We start from the raw sequence: 16,042 nt of genomic DNA on the forward strand, positions 1-16,042 counted from the left end.
CCGGCTCTTCGGGCCACCCTCCCTCGAGGGGCAGGGGAACGCCGAAGCTAGAACGCTTCCGCCGGCAGTGCCATCAATGTGTCGGCACCGCTGGAGATGCGGGCAAGATGCGCCGACGTCTCCGGCATGATCCGCTCTACGAAGAAGCGCGCCGTCACCAGCTTGTTGTCGTAGAAAGACGAAGCGCCGTCGGGACCATCAGCCAATTTCGCTGCGGCCACCTTGGCCATCCGGGCCCACATATAGCCCAGCGCCACCAGGCCGAAGAGATGCATGTAGTCGGTCGAGGCGGCACCCGCATTGTCGGGCCTGGCTATGCCGTTCTGCACCAGCCACATCGTCGCCGCCTGCAGATCGTCGAGGCCCTTTTTAAGCGCCTTGGTGAAGGGCGCCATCTTCTCGTCGGTGCGGTTCTCCTCGCAGAACTCTCCGACTTCCCTAAAGAAGACCTGGACCGCGCGGCCGCCATTCAAGGCCAGCTTGCGGCCGACGAGGTCGAGCGCCTGGATGCCGTTGGCACCCTCATAGATCATGGCGATGCGGGCATCGCGGACGAACTGGCTCATGCCGTGTTCTTCTATATAGCCGTGGCCGCCGAACACCTGCTGCGCCATTACCGCATGATCGAAACCCTTGTCGGTGAGCACGCCCTTGACCACCGGCGTCATCAGGCCGGTATAGTCGTCTGCGACCTGGCGATCTTTGTCGTCACCGGAGCGGTGAGCGATGTCGGACTTGATCGCCGTCCACAGCGCCAGCGCGCGGCCGGCCTCGTTGAACGCCTTCATGGTCATCAGGCTGCGGCGGATGTCCGGATGAACGATGATCGGATCGGCCTTCCTGTCCGGCGCCTTCGGTCCTGACAGCGAGCGGCCCTGCAGACGGTCCTTGGCGTAGGAAACCGCATTCTGGTAGGCGACCTCCGATAGCGAGAGCCCCTGCAGGCCGACGCCAAGCCGCGCCTCATTCATCATGGTGAACATTGCTTTCAGCCCGCCATTGGCCTCGCCGAGCAGCGTGCCTTCAGCGTCGTCGTAATTCATGACGCAGGTCGAGTTGCCATGGATACCCATCTTCTCCTCGATCGAGCCACAGGAAACGGTGTTCTTCTCGCCCGGATTGCCTGAGGCATCGAGCTTGAACTTCGGCACGATGAACAGGGAGATGCCCTTCACGCCATCCGGCGCGCCCTCGATACGGGCCAGCACCAGGTGGACGATATTGTCCGACATGTCATGCTCGCCGGCCGAGATGAAGATCTTCTGGCCGGATATCCTGTAGGTGCCGTCGCCATTTGGGACGGCCTTGGTGCGCAGCAGGCCAAGATCGGTTCCGCAGTGCGGCTCGGTCAGATTCATGGTGCCGGTCCAGGCGCCCTCGACCAGCTTCGGCAACCATGTTGCCTTCTGCTCTTTGGTGCCATGGGTGATGATCGCAGCGATCGCGCCTTGCGTCAGGCCCGCATACATCATCAGCGACATATTGGCCGACACCATGTATTCGGCAACCGCGGTGTGCACCGCGTAGGGCAAGCCTTGCCCGCCAAACTCGACAGGTGCGGCGAGCCCCATCCAGCCGCCTTCGCGATACTGGTCGAAGGCCTCATTGAAGCCTTTCGGCGTCGTTACCGAACCGTCGTCATGGCGCACGCAACCTTCCGTGTCGCCGACACGGTTCAGCGGCTGCATCACGTTTTCAGCGAGTTTCGCCCCTTCGGCAAGGATGGCCTCGAGCACATCCGGCGTGGCGTCGGAAAATCCGGGAAGATTGGAATAGCGCTGATACCCCAGCACTTCGTTCAGCACGAACATCGTGTCGCGGATCGGCGCCTTGTAGATCGGCATGCGTTTTCCTCCACCATGCGGTCTTGGCCCCGAAATCAGCCCCAGTGTACCAGTGTATGAGGATAGCAGGCGGGCCAGTATGACGGGTCGGAGATAGCAAATGTTGACGTTTGCGTAAACGTCAATTCTGCGGTGCGACGAATTTTCTCCCGCGCGCCAAGACCGCAAACGGCGAAGGACGGCAAACGACGAAGAACCCCGCAGCGAAAGCCGCGCGGCTCTTATCCGTCGGAAATCGAAAGCTTAGTTTAGCTCGCCACGCTGGCCTGCGGCGTCGAGCGCTCGATCAGCATTTGCCGGACGGTCAACATCGAAGCACTCAGTTCGCTGATGGCATCGTCGATCAGCGCCCGCTGCTTCTGCAGACGGGCAAGCTGCTTCTCCGACTTGTCGAGCGCCAGCCGCAATTGCTTTGTGTTGGAGCCGTTCGGATCGTAGAGGTCCATCATCTGCTTGACGTCACGCAGCGAGAATCCGACCTTGCGGCCAAGCAGGATCAGCTTCAGCCGGGCCCTGTCGCGGCGCGTATAGAGGCGGGTCGAGCCGTCGCGCTGCGGGTTGAGTAGACCCTTGTCCTCATAGAAACGCAGCGTACGCAGCGTCACGCCGTATTTCTTGGCCATTTCGCCGATGCGGACAAGCTCTTCACCGGCTTCGCTCGACATATCGTTGGTGTTGGCCGCGGCTTGGCCGGGCGAAATAAGTTTCATGGTCACTGGCTTTCCCCGTCTGATGGCGTCGCGGTCGCGGACCTAGCGTCGCCTGAGTGAAAGCGGGGGCGTGCTTCCACTCGTGGTTTCAACAAACAAATCGCAAACGGCGTAATCCGCTCATTTACGTTTACGTCAATTCTATATCGATAGCCGCCCTACCACGCAAGAGCGTTCTAGGCTTGGAACTTTATGCCGCAGCGCCGGCGGATAACCTAAAAAGTCGTTGCCGATTTCGGGAGCGATCATGCGGCTGATCAAACGTCCACGGCGTCCTTTGTGCGTCCAATAGAAGACACCCGGCGCCGTCCGCAGCCAGCCGACAAAGTTGCAACTTCTTAAGCTTGGTTAACGCGTTGTTTACCACGTTGGGGCGAAATGTGCGCATGTCGGTTACCCGTGTCTATCCTGTATTGAAATTTTTCACGGTTTTCGGAGCGCGGATGAGACCCGGGAAGCTCGTCTTCCACTGCAACAAGCCAAGCAGTCGCCTTCGTCCCGGCAGGACTTTGGGAACCTGGTGAAAGCCAGCAATTCTGAAACGGGCGCATTGATGAACAGCAAGCGGTCCTACCTCGATACACTCAACGCCGGCAGGCAACGCCGGCCGCACACGACGCTTGAAGAGCTCAACCGCTCCCTGGAAACTCTGGAGCAGCGGCTGGAGCGGACGCGCGAGGAGACGACAAACCACCCCGATCCGCGCCGACCAGCGGCAGAACCGCGCTATCCCAGCGCTCAACCCTATGGCCAGCAGCGCCGGTATGAAGACCCACGCGAGGCGCAGCAGCCGAAAGGTCCAGCAGCGGCCTTCGACCAGAACTACCAGGCGATCGCCCGCGATATCGACCGGGTGCGCGGTCAGGAGGACAGCGTCGCCTTAGCCGGCAAGATCGCCGGAGAATTGCGCGGCCTGCGCGAAGAGCTGCGCCAGCAGATGACCTCCGGCCTGCAACGCGAGTTCGACGTACTGCGCAAGAATATTGAGCGAGCCTTCCAGTCAAATGGCGGCGGCAAAGGCAGCGCCGAACTCGGCGTCGAGTTCGAGCGGCTTTCCGGCGCCATCCAGACACTGGCCGAAAAAAGCGACGACAGAAGCGTCAATATGCTGCGGCTCGAGCTTGAGCAGGTCAAGGCCGCGCTCGATACGCTAGCGCGCGAGGAGAGCGTGCAGGCGGTCGGCCGCCGCTGGGACGAATTCGACCGCCGCTGGAACGCCTTCGAGGACCGCGTCGACGCCGATCAGCGCAAGCGCTCCGACGCGCCCGGCCTGTCGGCGCTGACGGAGCGGCTCGAACAGATCAGCAATGCCGTCAGCAATCTGCCGGAATCGCTGTCGCTGCGCTCGCTCGAAGAAAAGGTCCGCACGCTTGCCGGAGCGGTCGATCATTTCGCCCGCCAGCAGGACAATCGCGGCAGCGACACATTCAGCCAGATCGACGAGCGGCTCGACGAGATTTCCCGCGCGATCGTCGCCTCGACGGTTGCCGCGCAAGCCAATTCGTTCGACCCCGAGCCCTTCGAACGCATCGAGAAGCGGATCGATTCACTGGCCCAGCAAATCGAAGAAGTGTCGCAGGATCGTCCGGGCCGGGAGGTCATCGACCGGCTCAACACATTGTCGAGCCGCGTGGACGAACTGGCCGGCCGAGCCAATCTGCCGGAACAGGCGATGGAGCGCCTTGCCAGGCAAATCGCGCTTATCTCCGACAAGATCGACCACGCACCGGCCATGCCCGACGCCGATTACATCTTCCAGGGGCTCGAGCAGCGCTTCGACGTGCTATCCAGCATGATGGAACGCCGCCAGGGCGACGCCATCGAACAAGGCAACATGCTGTTTCGCGACCTCGAGCGCCGGTTGGACGAGGTCGCCGACAGGCTGGACCAGCGCATGCCGCAGGTCGACAACGCCGACATCATGGATGCCATCGACGCCCGCTTCACCGCGCTGGCCAAGCGGATGGAGACACGCGTTCCAGATCCCGCCAACGAGGCGGCGATCCGCGGCCTGGAGAGCCGGCTCGAAGACATCTCAAGCCGGCTGGATTCGTCCGCCGCACAAGTCGCCAGCATCGACCCGGCTTTGATCCGCAGCCTCGAAGCGCAGGTCGCCGGCCTGACGGCGCACCTTTCCAAGCCCGGCACGCCGCTGCCGGAATTCGACGACATCAGCCCGCGTCTCAACGAAATCGAGAAATCGCTGGCCGGAACCCGCGATTCCATCCTCGGCGCGGCGCGCGAGGCGGCCGAGAGTGCCGTCCGCTCGCTGGCCGGATCAAGCGCCAACACGGCGGCCGTTACCGGCCTCGCCCAGGACCTGAAGACGCTCGAGGCGCTGACGCGCCGTTCGGACGAGCGCAATTCGAGGACGTTCGAGGCTATCCACGATACGCTGCTCAAGATCGTTGACAGGCTTGGTTCACTGGAGACCGGCGAACCGGCAAGCGCGGAGTTGAGTAAGCGCTCCGGGCGGGCATCCAAGATCTCGGTGCAGGATGCACCGTCGATGGACCTCGACCAGCCGCTGCCGTTGACGGGCAACATGGCCGATCTCGACGGCCGCGCCGCGGCGCTCGTGCGCGGAGAGCCAGGTCCGCGAACGCCGGCCGAGGCCGCCGCGGCAGCCGCCCTGGCGGCTCTCGGTTCAGACACGACACGTGAAAAGAACGAACAAGGCGGCGGCAGGAAATCGATGTTAGGCGGGCTGGCGCGCGCCTTGAAGGGCAAGAAGGAGACCGAGACGCCGCCGCTTGCAGGCTCGGCGCCGAGCGCCGAGATACCGAGCGTCGATCTCGACGAGCCCCTCGACCCCAAGCTCGCCAACCGGCCACTGGAACCCGGCTCCGGCGCACCCGACCTCAGCGCCATCATGAAGCGCGTGCGCGACGAGCGCGGGCAGCCGGCCCGGGAAGGCAGCGCCGAGGCGGCGAAATCGGACTTCATCGCGGCAGCCAGAAGGGCTGCGCAAGCGGCGGCCGCCGAGGCGGACGCCCTCAAGCGCCAGTCGACGATGAAAGGCCCGGTCAAGGCACTCAGGATCGGCGACCTGCTCAAGGCGCGGCGCAAGCCGATCCTGATGGGGGCAATCGCCATCATGCTGGCGCTTGCCGGCCTGCAACTGGGCAAAGCCTTCTTCTCCGACCCGGTCGAAGTCGCCGACAATGAGGCGGCACCAGCCGTGGCCGTACAGCCGGTGGAAACCGCATTAGCCAGCGTTGCCAGCGAGCCGAAGGCGGACACGCAGACAACAACACAGGAGAGCGAGCCGTCGCCCACCGTCAGGCAGGCCGAGCCATCCGCATCGATGACCAAGGACGACACGGCGGCGCAAACCGGCCCCGCCACACAGGCAGCCGAAGCATCGACGGCGCCCTCGCCTTCCGGAGCGTCCGCTGACCTGGCGGCGCCAGACACCACGGCCGCAGTGCCCGCGCCGGCAGCGGCGACGGCCAGCGACGCCGAGCCAAAGCCTATCGCGCCTGCTATGGCCCCCGCTGCGACGCAGGACACGACCGGCACTGTGCCGCCGGCGGATGCTGCCCCGGCAGGCGTTGCCAAGATCGACGTTCCGGCCGATGCCGGTCCGGCCGCCCTGCGCGATGCAGCGGCCGGCGGCGACGCCAAGGCGCTGTTCGAGATCGGCTCGCGCTACGCCGAGTCACGCAGTGTCAAGGAAGACATGACGGCGGCGGCCAAATGGTATGAGAGAGCTGCCGAACTCGGTTTCGCACCGGCAGAATACCGCATCGGCAATTTCTACGAGAAGGGCATCGGCGTCGCACGCGACATCAAGAAAGCGAAGACCTGGTACCAGCTTGCCGCAGAGCAGGGCAATGCCAGCGCAATGCACAATCTTGCCGTGCTGTTTGCGATGGCGGCGGACGGCGTGACCGACAACGAATCGGCAGCACGCTGGTTCCAGGCGGCGGCGGATCTCGGCGTCAAGGACAGCCAGTTCAATCTCGGCATCCTCGCGGCGAAGGGTGTCGGCATGAAGCAGAATCTCGAGGAGAGCTATAAATGGTTCGCGCTCGTCGCCAAGACCGGCGACAAGGATGCAGCGGCCAAGCGCGACGAGATCGCCAAGGCGCTGAGGCCCGAGCAGTTGGAGCGTGCGCGGGCCGCGGCTGAACTGTGGACAGCCAAGCCGCTCGATCCAGCCGCCAATTCGGCCGACATTCCTGAATCGTGGCAGGACGGCACACCGCAGACGACCGCCGGCATCGATATGAAGAAAGCGGTCCAGAACATCCAGCGCATTCTCAACAAGAACGGCTACGAGGCCGGCAATCCCGACGGCATGATGGGCCTGAAAACCAAGAACGCAATCATGGCCTTCCAGGCCGACAACGATATGAGGGCAACCGGCGCGATCGACGAAAAGCTGGTCAAGGCGCTGCTCGCGCGTAAATAACGGCAGATGCGTCGTTTCCGCGACGCCCTTGCCACAGATTTGCCTGTTAACTGATTGAGTTGTTTTTTGTTTCGGCGGCGCGGCGAAGTTTGACTTCACCGCCCGGCCGGCGCAAGAACGAAATAGCCTTTTAGCGCAAAATGCCCGCAACGGTTGCATTCGCCAGGAGGCAAACTGATCGAGACTGACGGGTGGGCATCTATCTCCCGATCGCGGAAATTTCCGTCAACATCTTCGTGCTGCTGGCCATGGGTGCGGCGGTGGGTTTCCTGTCGGGCATGTTCGGCGTGGGCGGCGGCTTTCTCATTACGCCGCTGCTGATCTTCTACAACATACCGCCGGCAATCGCGGTCGCCACCGGCGCCAACCAGGTCATCGCTTCCTCCTTCTCCGGCGCCCTGTCGCACATGAAGCGCGGCACGCTCGACTTCAAGCTTGGCGGCGTGCTTTTAGGCGGCGGCATCGTCGGCTCGACCGGTGGTATCTATGTCTTTGCGCTCCTGCGCCGGCTCGGCCAGCTCGACCTGTTTATCTCGCTGCTCTACGTCGTGCTGCTCGGCACTGTCGGCGGACTGATGCTCGTCGAGAGTGTCAACGCATTGCGCGCCACTCGCAGCGGCGCCGCACCGGTCTTGAAGAAATCCGGCCAGCACAATTGGATCCACCGCCTGCCCCTGAAGATGCGGTTCAGGGCCTCGAAGCTCTTCGTCAGCGTCATTCCGGTGCTTGGGCTGGGCGCGGCGATTGGCTTCCTGTCGTCGATCATGGGCGTCGGCGGCGGCTTCATCATGGTGCCGGCCCTGATCTACCTTTTGAAAGTGCCGACCAACGTCGTCATCGGCACCTCGCTGTTCCAGATCATCTTCACCTCGGCCTACACCACGCTGGTCCACGCCACCACCAACCAGACGGTCGACGTCATGCTCGCTTTCCTGTTGATGGCAGGCGGCGTCGCCGGCGCGCAATATGGCGCCAAGGCCGGTCAGCGGCTGCGGGGCGAGCAACTCAGGGCGCTGCTGGCGCTGCTGGTGCTGGCGGTCGCCATCCGGCTTGCCATCGATCTCTTCGTCACGCCACCCAATCTCTATTCGCTGTCCGGCGTGGGCCTGAGCTGATGGCTGGCTTCAGGACGCTCGCGGCCGCCGCCTTGCTGTCGCTGCTGGCGGCTGCGCCGCCGGCGAAGGCGCAGGCGCTTCTGACCGAAAATATCCAGATCGGCCTTTCGACCGACAATGTCTCGATTACCGCCGGCTTTTCCGGCGCCGACCTGACCATCTTCGGCTCGCTGGAAAATGCGGATCCGCTTGTCGCGCGGCAAGGGCGCTACGACGTGATCGTCGTGCTGGAAGGCCCGGCCCGACCGGTCGTCGTGCGCCGCAAGGACCGGGTGCTCGGCGTCTGGGTCAATCTGGAGTCGGAGACCTTCAAAAACGTACCTGTCTCCTATTCGGTGGCGACGACGCGGCCGCTGCAGGACGTCACCGATCCCAACAGCTACAAGCAGCTGTCGCTTGGCGCCTCGAACCTCTATTTGCAGCCGGCCGACGCCGGCGACAGCCCGGCCACAATCGAGGAGTTCACCGCCGCGCTGCGCGAACGCAAGGCGGCGACCGGCCTCTACAGCGAGAATGTCGGGGGTGTGCAGTTCCTGTCGCAGAACCTGTTCCGCGCCACAGTCAGGCTCGCCCCAAACGTTCCGGTCGGCACCCATAAGGCCCGCGCCTTCCTATTCAAGAGCGGCCTGTTCATCAAGGAAAGCTCCGCCCAGCTCGAAATCCGCAAGTCCGGTTTCGAACAGTCGATCTTCCGCGTCGCCCACGACTACTCGTTCCTCTACGGTGTCTTTGCCGTATCGCTGGCCATGCTGACAGGCTGGCTCGGAAGACTGGTCTTCAGGAAAGACTGAACTCTCGTAAAAGTGGTTTCCCTTTCCGAGGGTATGGGTTAGACCGCGACCCCCGGGCCCGACCGGACACGAGCTGCTGCTCCCCAAATCAGAAATACAGGAACGCACGATGCGACCAGCATTCGCCGGGATCGACTTCGGCACTTCGAATTCCACCGTAAGTGTGGTCAGGAACGGGCAGCCGAGGCTGGTGGCGTTGGAAGACGGCCAGGTCACGCTGCCCAGTGCGGTATTTTTCAATTTCGAGGACAACCGCACCTATTTCGGGCGACGCGCCCTTGCCAACTATACGGACAGTATCGAAGGCCGCCTGATGCGCTCGTTGAAGAGTGTGCTCGGCAGCTCGCTCGCCCACGAAAAGACACGCATCAAGGCGCGCTCGATCGGCTTCATGGAGATTGTCGGCCTGTTCGTCGGCCATCTGAAAAAGAAGCTGGAAGAAGAAGCCCATGACGCGGTCGATAGCGTCGTGCTGGGACGGCCCGTGCAGTTCGTCGACGACGATGCCCAGGCTGACGCGAAGGCGGAGCACGAACTCGAAAATGCCGCTCGTGCCCACGGCTTCAAGCACATCGCCTTCCAGTTCGAACCGATTGCCGCGGCACTCGACTACGAACAAAAGGTGACGCGCGAGGAACTGGCGCTGATCGTCGACATGGGCGGCGGCACGTCCGACTTCTCCATCGTGCGCGTCTCGCCCGAGCGCGCCCGCTCGCTTGACCGCAAGGACGACATCCTGGCCAGCCGCGGCATCCACATCGGCGGCACCGACTTCGACCGGCTGTTGAGCATCGCGCATGTGATGCCGCAGCTCGGCTATCTCTCACTGACCAAGGATGGCAAACGTAATCTGCCGGCGAGCTACTTCATCGATCTGGCGACGTGGCAGCGCATCAACCTGGTCTATATCGCGAGGGCGATGACGCACCTGCGCCAGATCCGCTATGAGGCGGAGCGCGCAGACCTGGTCGACCGCTTCATCCACATCGTCGAGCATCGTTACGGCCACGCGCTGGCGGCGCTGGTCGAAAAGGCCAAGATCGAGCTGACGGACCGTTCGTCGGCCGATGTCGAGGTCGCGCTGCCAGAGGTGAGGTTCACGGCAGAAATCACGCGCAAGGGTCTCGAAGCCACCATAGCCAGGGACATTGAGCGTGTTGCGGCTACAGTCGAGCAGACCATCCGCGACGCACAGGTGAAGGCCTCGGACATCACCGCGGTGTTCTTGACCGGCGGATCGACCGCGATCCCGCTGGCCAGGCAGCGGATCCTGGCGCTGGTGCCGCAGGCGTCGGTAATCCAAGGTGATGTGTTCGGCTCGGTCGGGCTTGGGCTGGCGCTCGACGCGCAGCGGAAGTTCGGCTGATCGGCTTAAAGCGGCGCGAGTCTCTCAGCTTTGCCGCCAAGATGCGCCTTGAGCGCCATCTGGGCTAGGCTCGGCTGCCGGTCGCGATGCGTGATCATGGCAAATTCGCGCTTCGGCAGATCGACCGGCACAGAACGTAGGCTACCTTCGGCGACCGCGCGGGCGACGACGAGTTCCGAGATGATGCTGGCGCCGGCGCCGGCCTCGACCGCCTGGCGAATAGCCTCATTGCTCGGCAATACCAGGAATATCTGCAGGTCCGCGAACGAAATCCCGTCGCGTCGGGCAAGGTCCTCCAGCGCCTCGCGCGTGCCCGACCCGCCTTCGCGAATGATCCAGCGAAGCCCGCCAAGGTCGGGATGTCCAGGCGAAACTTCCGCGATCTCAGGGTGCGAGCGCGCCACGACCAGCATCATGCGATCGATATCGACCTTGGCACGCCGCAAAATGTCGGATTCGGTGCGCCCCTCGACCAGGCCAAAATCGGCTGCGCCATCAAGTACATCGGTCTCGACCTGCCTGGTGTTGCCAATGCTCACGCTCAGCCTGACGGCAGGATAGGCTTCGTGGAAAGAGGCGAGCCGGCGCGGCAGCCAATAGCTGGCAATGGTCTGGCTGGCAGCGATCGAGAGACTGCCGGTGATCGTTTGCGAGACATGCTCCAGCACGTTGTGGGCGGCCGCAGCCCGCTCGAGGACCGCCTTGGCCTCGGGCAAGAATCGGCGTCCGGTTTCGGCGAGCTCGATGTTGCGGCCGACGCGGTTGAACAACTGGACGCCATGCTGCTGTTCGAGCGAGCGGATCGCGGCGGATGCGGCCGACTGTGAGATGCCCAGCAACTCGGCCGCTTTGGTCATGTGCGCCCGTTCGGCGACGGCGACGAAGATCCGCAACTGGTCCAGGGTCATTCCGACACTAAGAAGCAAATCCGATTGGAATTACAAGAGCAAGTTGTTAGACGGATCGGTCGCTTTGTTCTAAATTTTGGCTCGAAATTGGAAGAAAGTCGCGCCAGAGCAGTCGAGGGTAGAATTGGTGGGGCGGTTCAAATCCGTGTTTGCGCACTGGACCCGCAGCCTGCGGCGGCGGCTCTTGGGTGAACGCTATCGGCCGGAAGAGCATTACATGCGCGGCCCAGGCCCGAAGACGAGAGCCAAGTTCGCGGAGCGCAAGAGCATCACCGGATCATGACCAACAACCTGCTGCGCGGAGCCAATTCGGCACCATCACAACGGCCGCTTGCCGATACGCGAGCGCCCGCTGAACGCGACGGCGTCGATACTTCGCCTGATGTCTCCGACAGCATCGCCAAGACCACCTGCTATATGTGCGCCTGCCGCTGCGGCATCGACGTCCATATCAAAGACGGCAAGGTCCGCTACATCAACGGCAACAAGGATCATCCGGTCAATCGCGGCGTGCTGTGCGGCAAAGGCAGCGCCGGCATCATGCAGCATTACAGCCCGGCCCGGCTGACGAAACCATTGCTGCGCACCGGACTGCGCGGCTCGGGCGAGTTCCGCGAGATCGAGTGGGAGGAAGCTTTGTCGCTCGCGACAGAACGGCTTTCGAACATCCGCCAGACCGATCCGAAGAAACTCGCCTTCTTCACCGGCCGCGACCAGTCGCAATCGCTGACCGGTTGGTGGGCGAGCCAGTTCGGCACGCCGAACTTCGCAGCCCATGGCGGTTTCTGCTCGGTGAACATGGCAGCCGGCGGCCTCTACACGATTGGCGGCTCGTTCTGGGAGTTCGGCGAGCCCGACTGGGACAACACCAAGTATTTCATGCTGTTCGGGGTTGCCGAAGACCATGATTCCAATCCGATCAAGATCGGCCTCGGCAAGCTCAAGGCGCGCGGCGCCAAGGTGGTTTCAATCAATCCCTGCCGCACCGGCTACAACGCGATTGCCGACGACTGGATCGGCATCCGGCCCGGCACCGACGGCCTGTTTGTGTTCGCCCTCATCCACGAATTGCTGAAGGCAGGGCGCGTCGATCTCGACTACCTCTTGCGCTACACCAACGCCCACATCCTGGTCATTCAGGAGCCTGGAGCCGCCGATGACGGGCTGTTCATGCGCGACTGCGACGGCAATCCGCTGGCTTGGGACAGGGTGGCGAAGACGCCTGTCGACGCCGGCGATACCGACGCAAAGCCCGCACTGACCGGCAGCGTTCTCGTCGACGGCCGCCGCTGCGTGCCGGTCTTCCAACTCGTCGCCGACCGCTATCTGGACGAGTGCTATTCACCCGACGCCGTCGCTGATCGGTGCGGCATCTCCGCCGACACGATCCGACGCATTGCTGCAGAACTCGCTCATGTCGCCTTCGAACAGCAAATCGAACTGCCGGTGGCCTGGACGGACTGGGCCGGCCGCCGGCACAAGACCATCAAGGGTCGGCCGGTGTCGATGCATGCGATGCGCGGCATCTCGGCCCATTCGAACGGGTTTCACACTTGCCGCGCCATTCATCTGCTTCAGGTGCTTCTCGGCACGGTGGACGTGCCGGGCGGCTTCCGCTTCAAACCGCCTTATCCGCGGTCCGCGCCGCCGGGTCCAAAGCCCGCCGGCAAGAATGTGAAGCCGATGACACCGCTCAAAGGCATGCCGCTCGGCTTCGTCTGCGGACCTGAGGACCTGCTGATCGATGAAGGCAGCAGGCCTGTTCGTATCGACAAGGCATACTCCTGGGACGCGCCGCTGGCCGCCCATGGGCTCATGCACACGGTCATCCGTAACGCCTGGGCAGGCGATCCCTACAAGATCGACACTCTGTTCATGTACATGTCCAACATGGCCTGGAACTCGTCGATGAATACGGTCGAGACGATGGCGATGCTGACCGATATCGATGCGGCGGGCGAGTACAAGATCCCGTTCATCATCTATTCCGACGCTTATTATTCCGAGACCGTGCCTTTTGCGGATCTGGTGCTGCCGGACACGACCTATCTCGAGCGTCATGACTGTATCAGTCTGCTCGACCGGCCGATCAGCCACGCCGACGGTCCGGGCGACGCCATCCGCCACCCCGTCGTCGAGCCGGACCGCGACGTCAGGCCGTTCCAGACGGTGCTGATCGAACTCGGCGCGCGGCTCGGTCTGCCCGGTTTCGTCGATGACGACGGCTCCGCCAAATACCGCGACTATGCCGACTACATCGTCAATCACGAGCGTACGCCAGGTGTCGGTCCACTCGCCGGCTGGCGCGGCAAGGACGGGACCTTGGTCGGCAAGGGCGACGTCAATCCCGACCAGTTGCAGCGCTACATCGACAATGGCGGCTTCTGGCACCAGGATTTCGCGGCCGATCAGCGCTACTACAAGATGGCCAACCGCTCCTATCTCGACTTCGCGGAGAGCATGGGCTTCACCCCGAAAGCCGAGCCGATCGTGTTCCAACTCTATTCCGAGCCGATGCAGCGCTTCCGCCTGGCGGCACGCGGCCATGGCCGGGTGCTGCCGCCGGAAGCCGAGCGTAGCCGCATCGAGACCTATATGGATCCGCTGCCGTTCTGGTATGCGCCCTTCGAAGAGACTGCGGTTGACAGCCAAGCCTATCCGCTGCACGCGCTGACGCAGCGGCCAATGCACATGTATCATTCCTGGGGCTCGCAGAATGCCTGGCTAAGGCAGATCACCAGCCAGAACCGGCTGTTCGTGCATCACCGGACCGCCGCCAGCCTCGGGCTTGTCGATGACGACTGGGTATGGATCGAGAGCATCAACGGCAAGGTCAAAGGACAGGTCAAGCTGGTCGACGGCGTCAACGCCGATACGGTGTGGACGTGGAATGCGATCGGCAAGCGTCGCGGCAGCTGGGGGCTCAAGGACGACGCGGCCGAATCCAATCGCGGCTTCCTGCTCAACCACATCATCGGCGACCAGACCTCCGCCGATGCCAGCGGCAAACGCTATTCGAATTCCGATCCGGTGACCGGCCAGGCGGCGTGGTTCGACCTGCGCGTGCGCATCGTCAAATGCGCGGCCGAGGAAGCCGGCTTCACCGAGCCGCAGTTCGAGCGGTTCCGGCAGCCACCGCATTTCGAACCCTCGCCCGACAAGCTCACTTTCGGCGCAGAGTTCCGCCGGGAAAGAGAAGCTGCCAGACCATGACCTGCCTTCCCGCCCAAACCGACAAGAAGCTCGGCCTCGTCATCGATCTCGACACCTGCGTCGGCTGTCAGGCCTGCGTCACCGCCTGCAAGGAATGGAACACCGGCGGCCACACGGCGCCGCTGACCGACATCGATCCTTATGGCGGCGACGCCGACGGGGTCTGGTTCAACCGCGTGCACAGCTATGAGCACATGACTGAGATGGGTGGGCGCACAGTCAATTTCCCGCGCTCCTGTCTGCATTGCGAGACACCGGCCTGTGTCACCGTATGCCCGACCGGCGCCTCCTACAAACGGGCCTCGGACGGCATTGTGCTGGTCGACGAGGACAAGTGCATCGGCTGCAAATTGTGCAGCTGGGCCTGCCCTTATGGCGCGCGCGAGTTCGACACCGATGTCGGCGTGATGAAGAAATGCACGCTGTGCGTCGACCGTATCTACAACGACAATCTGGCGGAAGAAGATCGCGTGCCGGCCTGCGTCGCTGCTTGCCCGACCAGCGCGCGGCATTTCGGCGATCTGGGCGATCCGGCATCGGCTATCTCGCAACTGGTGGCCGAGCGCGGCGGTGTCGATCTGATGCCGGAAATGGGCTATAAGCCGACCAACAAATATCTGCCGCCACGTGCCCACACCACCCGCGCCGCATCGGTGCCGGCGCCGGCGCTTGAAGCGGTGCGGGCCGAAGGCGGCTTCCTCGGCTGGGTCGACCGCATGCTTTCGAACTAACCCGCGTCTCATGCATCCAGCATTTTCCGTCGTCTTTTTCACCACCGCCACGGGCGCCGGTTACAGCCTGCTCGCACTCCTTGGCGTGCTCGCCGGACAGGGCTTTATCCCGCCCGATTTCTGGCTTGGCCTCACCGGCATGGGGCTGGCGCTTGGCCTGATCTCGGCAGGCCTGCTGTCGTCGGCCGGCCATCTCGGCCGTCCCGAACGCGCCTGGCGTGCCTTCTCGCAATGGCGAAGCTCCTGGCTGTCACGCGAAGGCGTTGCGTCGGTTGCGACCTTCATCCCGGCGGGACTGTTCGGTACTGGCTGGGTGGTCCTCGGCCGTACGAGCGGCTGGGTGGCTGTCGCCGGGCTGCTCGCTGCCATCGGCGCGGTCGCAACCGTCTGCACCACCGGCATGATCTACGCGTCGTTGAAGCCTATCGCCCAATGGCACAGCCGCTTCACCCTGCCCGGCTATCTGATCTTTTCGGCAATGACCGGCTGCGTGCTGCTCAATGCGCTGCTGCAGGGTTTTGCCGTCGGCTCGAATACGCTTCTCGCGGCTGCCCTATTGCTGACCGTGCTCGGCTGGGGCTGGAAGCTGGCGACCTGGCGGCATAACGACCGGCTGGAAATCCCGACCACCGCCAACTCGGCGACGGGTCTGGCCGGCGGCACGGTGCGGTCGATGGAATGGCCGCATACCGAGGAAAACTACTTGCTCAAGGAGATGGGTTTCCGCATCGCGCGCAAGCACAGCGTGCGGCTACGCCAGATCACGCAGGTGCTCGCCTTTGCTTTGCCTGCGTTGCTGTTGGTCGCGGCGTTCGCCTTGCCGTGGCCCTATGCGGCGGTTTCGTCGATGCTCGCCGCAATCGCCCAGCTCGCCGGCATGCTGGTCGAGCGCTGGCTGTTCTTCGCCGAGGCCAAGCACACCGTCACCTTGTACTACGGAAGGTAGG

10 protein-coding genes are annotated in these 16,042 nt (G+C 63.4%); 7 read left to right on the forward strand and 3 right to left on the reverse strand.

The annotated features are described in order from the left end of the window. Nucleotides 1–47 precede the first annotated feature (47 nt). Both NKJ72_RS03985 and NKJ72_RS03990 read right to left on the reverse strand, forming a co-directional pair. Nucleotides 48–1,844 (reverse strand): acyl-CoA dehydrogenase, encoded by a 1,797-nt coding sequence (locus NKJ72_RS03985; protein ID WP_352475940.1) that lies wholly within the window; start codon nucleotides 1,842–1,844, stop codon nucleotides 48–50. A 248-nt stretch (nucleotides 1,845–2,092) separates the two neighbouring features. Further along, a complete protein-coding gene (locus tag NKJ72_RS03990) occupies nucleotides 2,093–2,554 on the reverse strand; it encodes a MerR family transcriptional regulator (protein WP_254816399.1) in 462 nt (153 codons plus the stop codon). Nucleotides 2,555–3,107: 553 nt separating this feature from the next. Here NKJ72_RS03990 and NKJ72_RS03995 point away from each other — a divergent pair. From NKJ72_RS03995 to NKJ72_RS04010, 4 genes are all read left to right on the forward strand, one after another. After that, nucleotides 3,108–6,971: a peptidoglycan-binding protein gene (locus tag NKJ72_RS03995; RefSeq protein WP_352475941.1), complete on the forward strand. Its 3,864-nt coding sequence runs from the start codon at nucleotides 3,108–3,110 to the stop codon at nucleotides 6,969–6,971. 191 nt (nucleotides 6,972–7,162) lie between these two features. Then, nucleotides 7,163–8,086, forward strand: a complete 924-nt coding sequence (locus tag NKJ72_RS04000) for a sulfite exporter TauE/SafE family protein (RefSeq protein ID WP_254816309.1) — start codon at nucleotides 7,163–7,165, stop codon at nucleotides 8,084–8,086. Further along, nucleotides 8,086–8,877 carry a TIGR02186 family protein gene (locus NKJ72_RS04005; RefSeq protein WP_352475942.1) on the forward strand — a complete coding sequence of 264 codons (792 nt, stop codon included), beginning with the start codon at nucleotides 8,086–8,088 and terminating at the stop codon, nucleotides 8,875–8,877. The genes NKJ72_RS04000 and NKJ72_RS04005 overlap by 1 nt, the downstream gene beginning before the upstream one ends. 109 nt (nucleotides 8,878–8,986) lie before the next feature. Then, nucleotides 8,987–10,243 carry an Hsp70 family protein gene (locus tag NKJ72_RS04010; protein ID WP_352475943.1) on the forward strand — a complete coding sequence of 419 codons (1,257 nt, stop codon included), beginning with the start codon at nucleotides 8,987–8,989 and terminating at the stop codon, nucleotides 10,241–10,243. 5 nt (nucleotides 10,244–10,248) lie between these two features. Here NKJ72_RS04010 and NKJ72_RS04015 read toward each other — a convergent pair whose 3' ends face one another. Next, nucleotides 10,249–11,151 (reverse strand): LysR substrate-binding domain-containing protein, encoded by a 903-nt coding sequence (locus NKJ72_RS04015; protein ID WP_352475944.1) that lies wholly within the window; start codon nucleotides 11,149–11,151, stop codon nucleotides 10,249–10,251. Between the two features lie 279 nt (nucleotides 11,152–11,430). Between NKJ72_RS04015 and NKJ72_RS04020 the strand changes: the two genes are divergently transcribed. Genes NKJ72_RS04020 through NKJ72_RS04030 form a run of 3 tightly spaced genes read left to right on the forward strand, consistent with a single transcriptional unit; the run spans nucleotide 11,431 to nucleotide 16,041 of the window. Then, on the forward strand, nucleotides 11,431–14,364 hold the full coding sequence (locus tag NKJ72_RS04020) for a molybdopterin oxidoreductase family protein (RefSeq protein ID WP_352475945.1): 2,934 nt from the start codon (nucleotides 11,431–11,433) through the stop codon (nucleotides 14,362–14,364). Continuing rightward, the gene (locus NKJ72_RS04025; RefSeq protein WP_352475946.1) at nucleotides 14,361–15,095 is read left to right on the forward strand and encodes a 4Fe-4S dicluster domain-containing protein; all 735 of its coding nucleotides are present in this window, start codon (nucleotides 14,361–14,363) and stop codon (nucleotides 15,093–15,095) included. Before NKJ72_RS04020 ends, NKJ72_RS04025 begins: the two co-directional genes overlap by 4 nt. Nucleotides 15,096–15,105: 10 nt before the next feature. Further along, entirely contained in the window at nucleotides 15,106–16,041 is a 936-nt protein-coding gene (locus NKJ72_RS04030) for a dimethyl sulfoxide reductase anchor subunit family protein (RefSeq protein ID WP_352475947.1), read from the forward strand. Nucleotide 16,042 lies beyond the last annotated feature (1 nt).

The organism is Mesorhizobium sp. M0045, assembly GCF_040323385.1.
Taxonomy (GTDB): domain Bacteria; phylum Pseudomonadota; class Alphaproteobacteria; order Rhizobiales; family Rhizobiaceae; genus Mesorhizobium.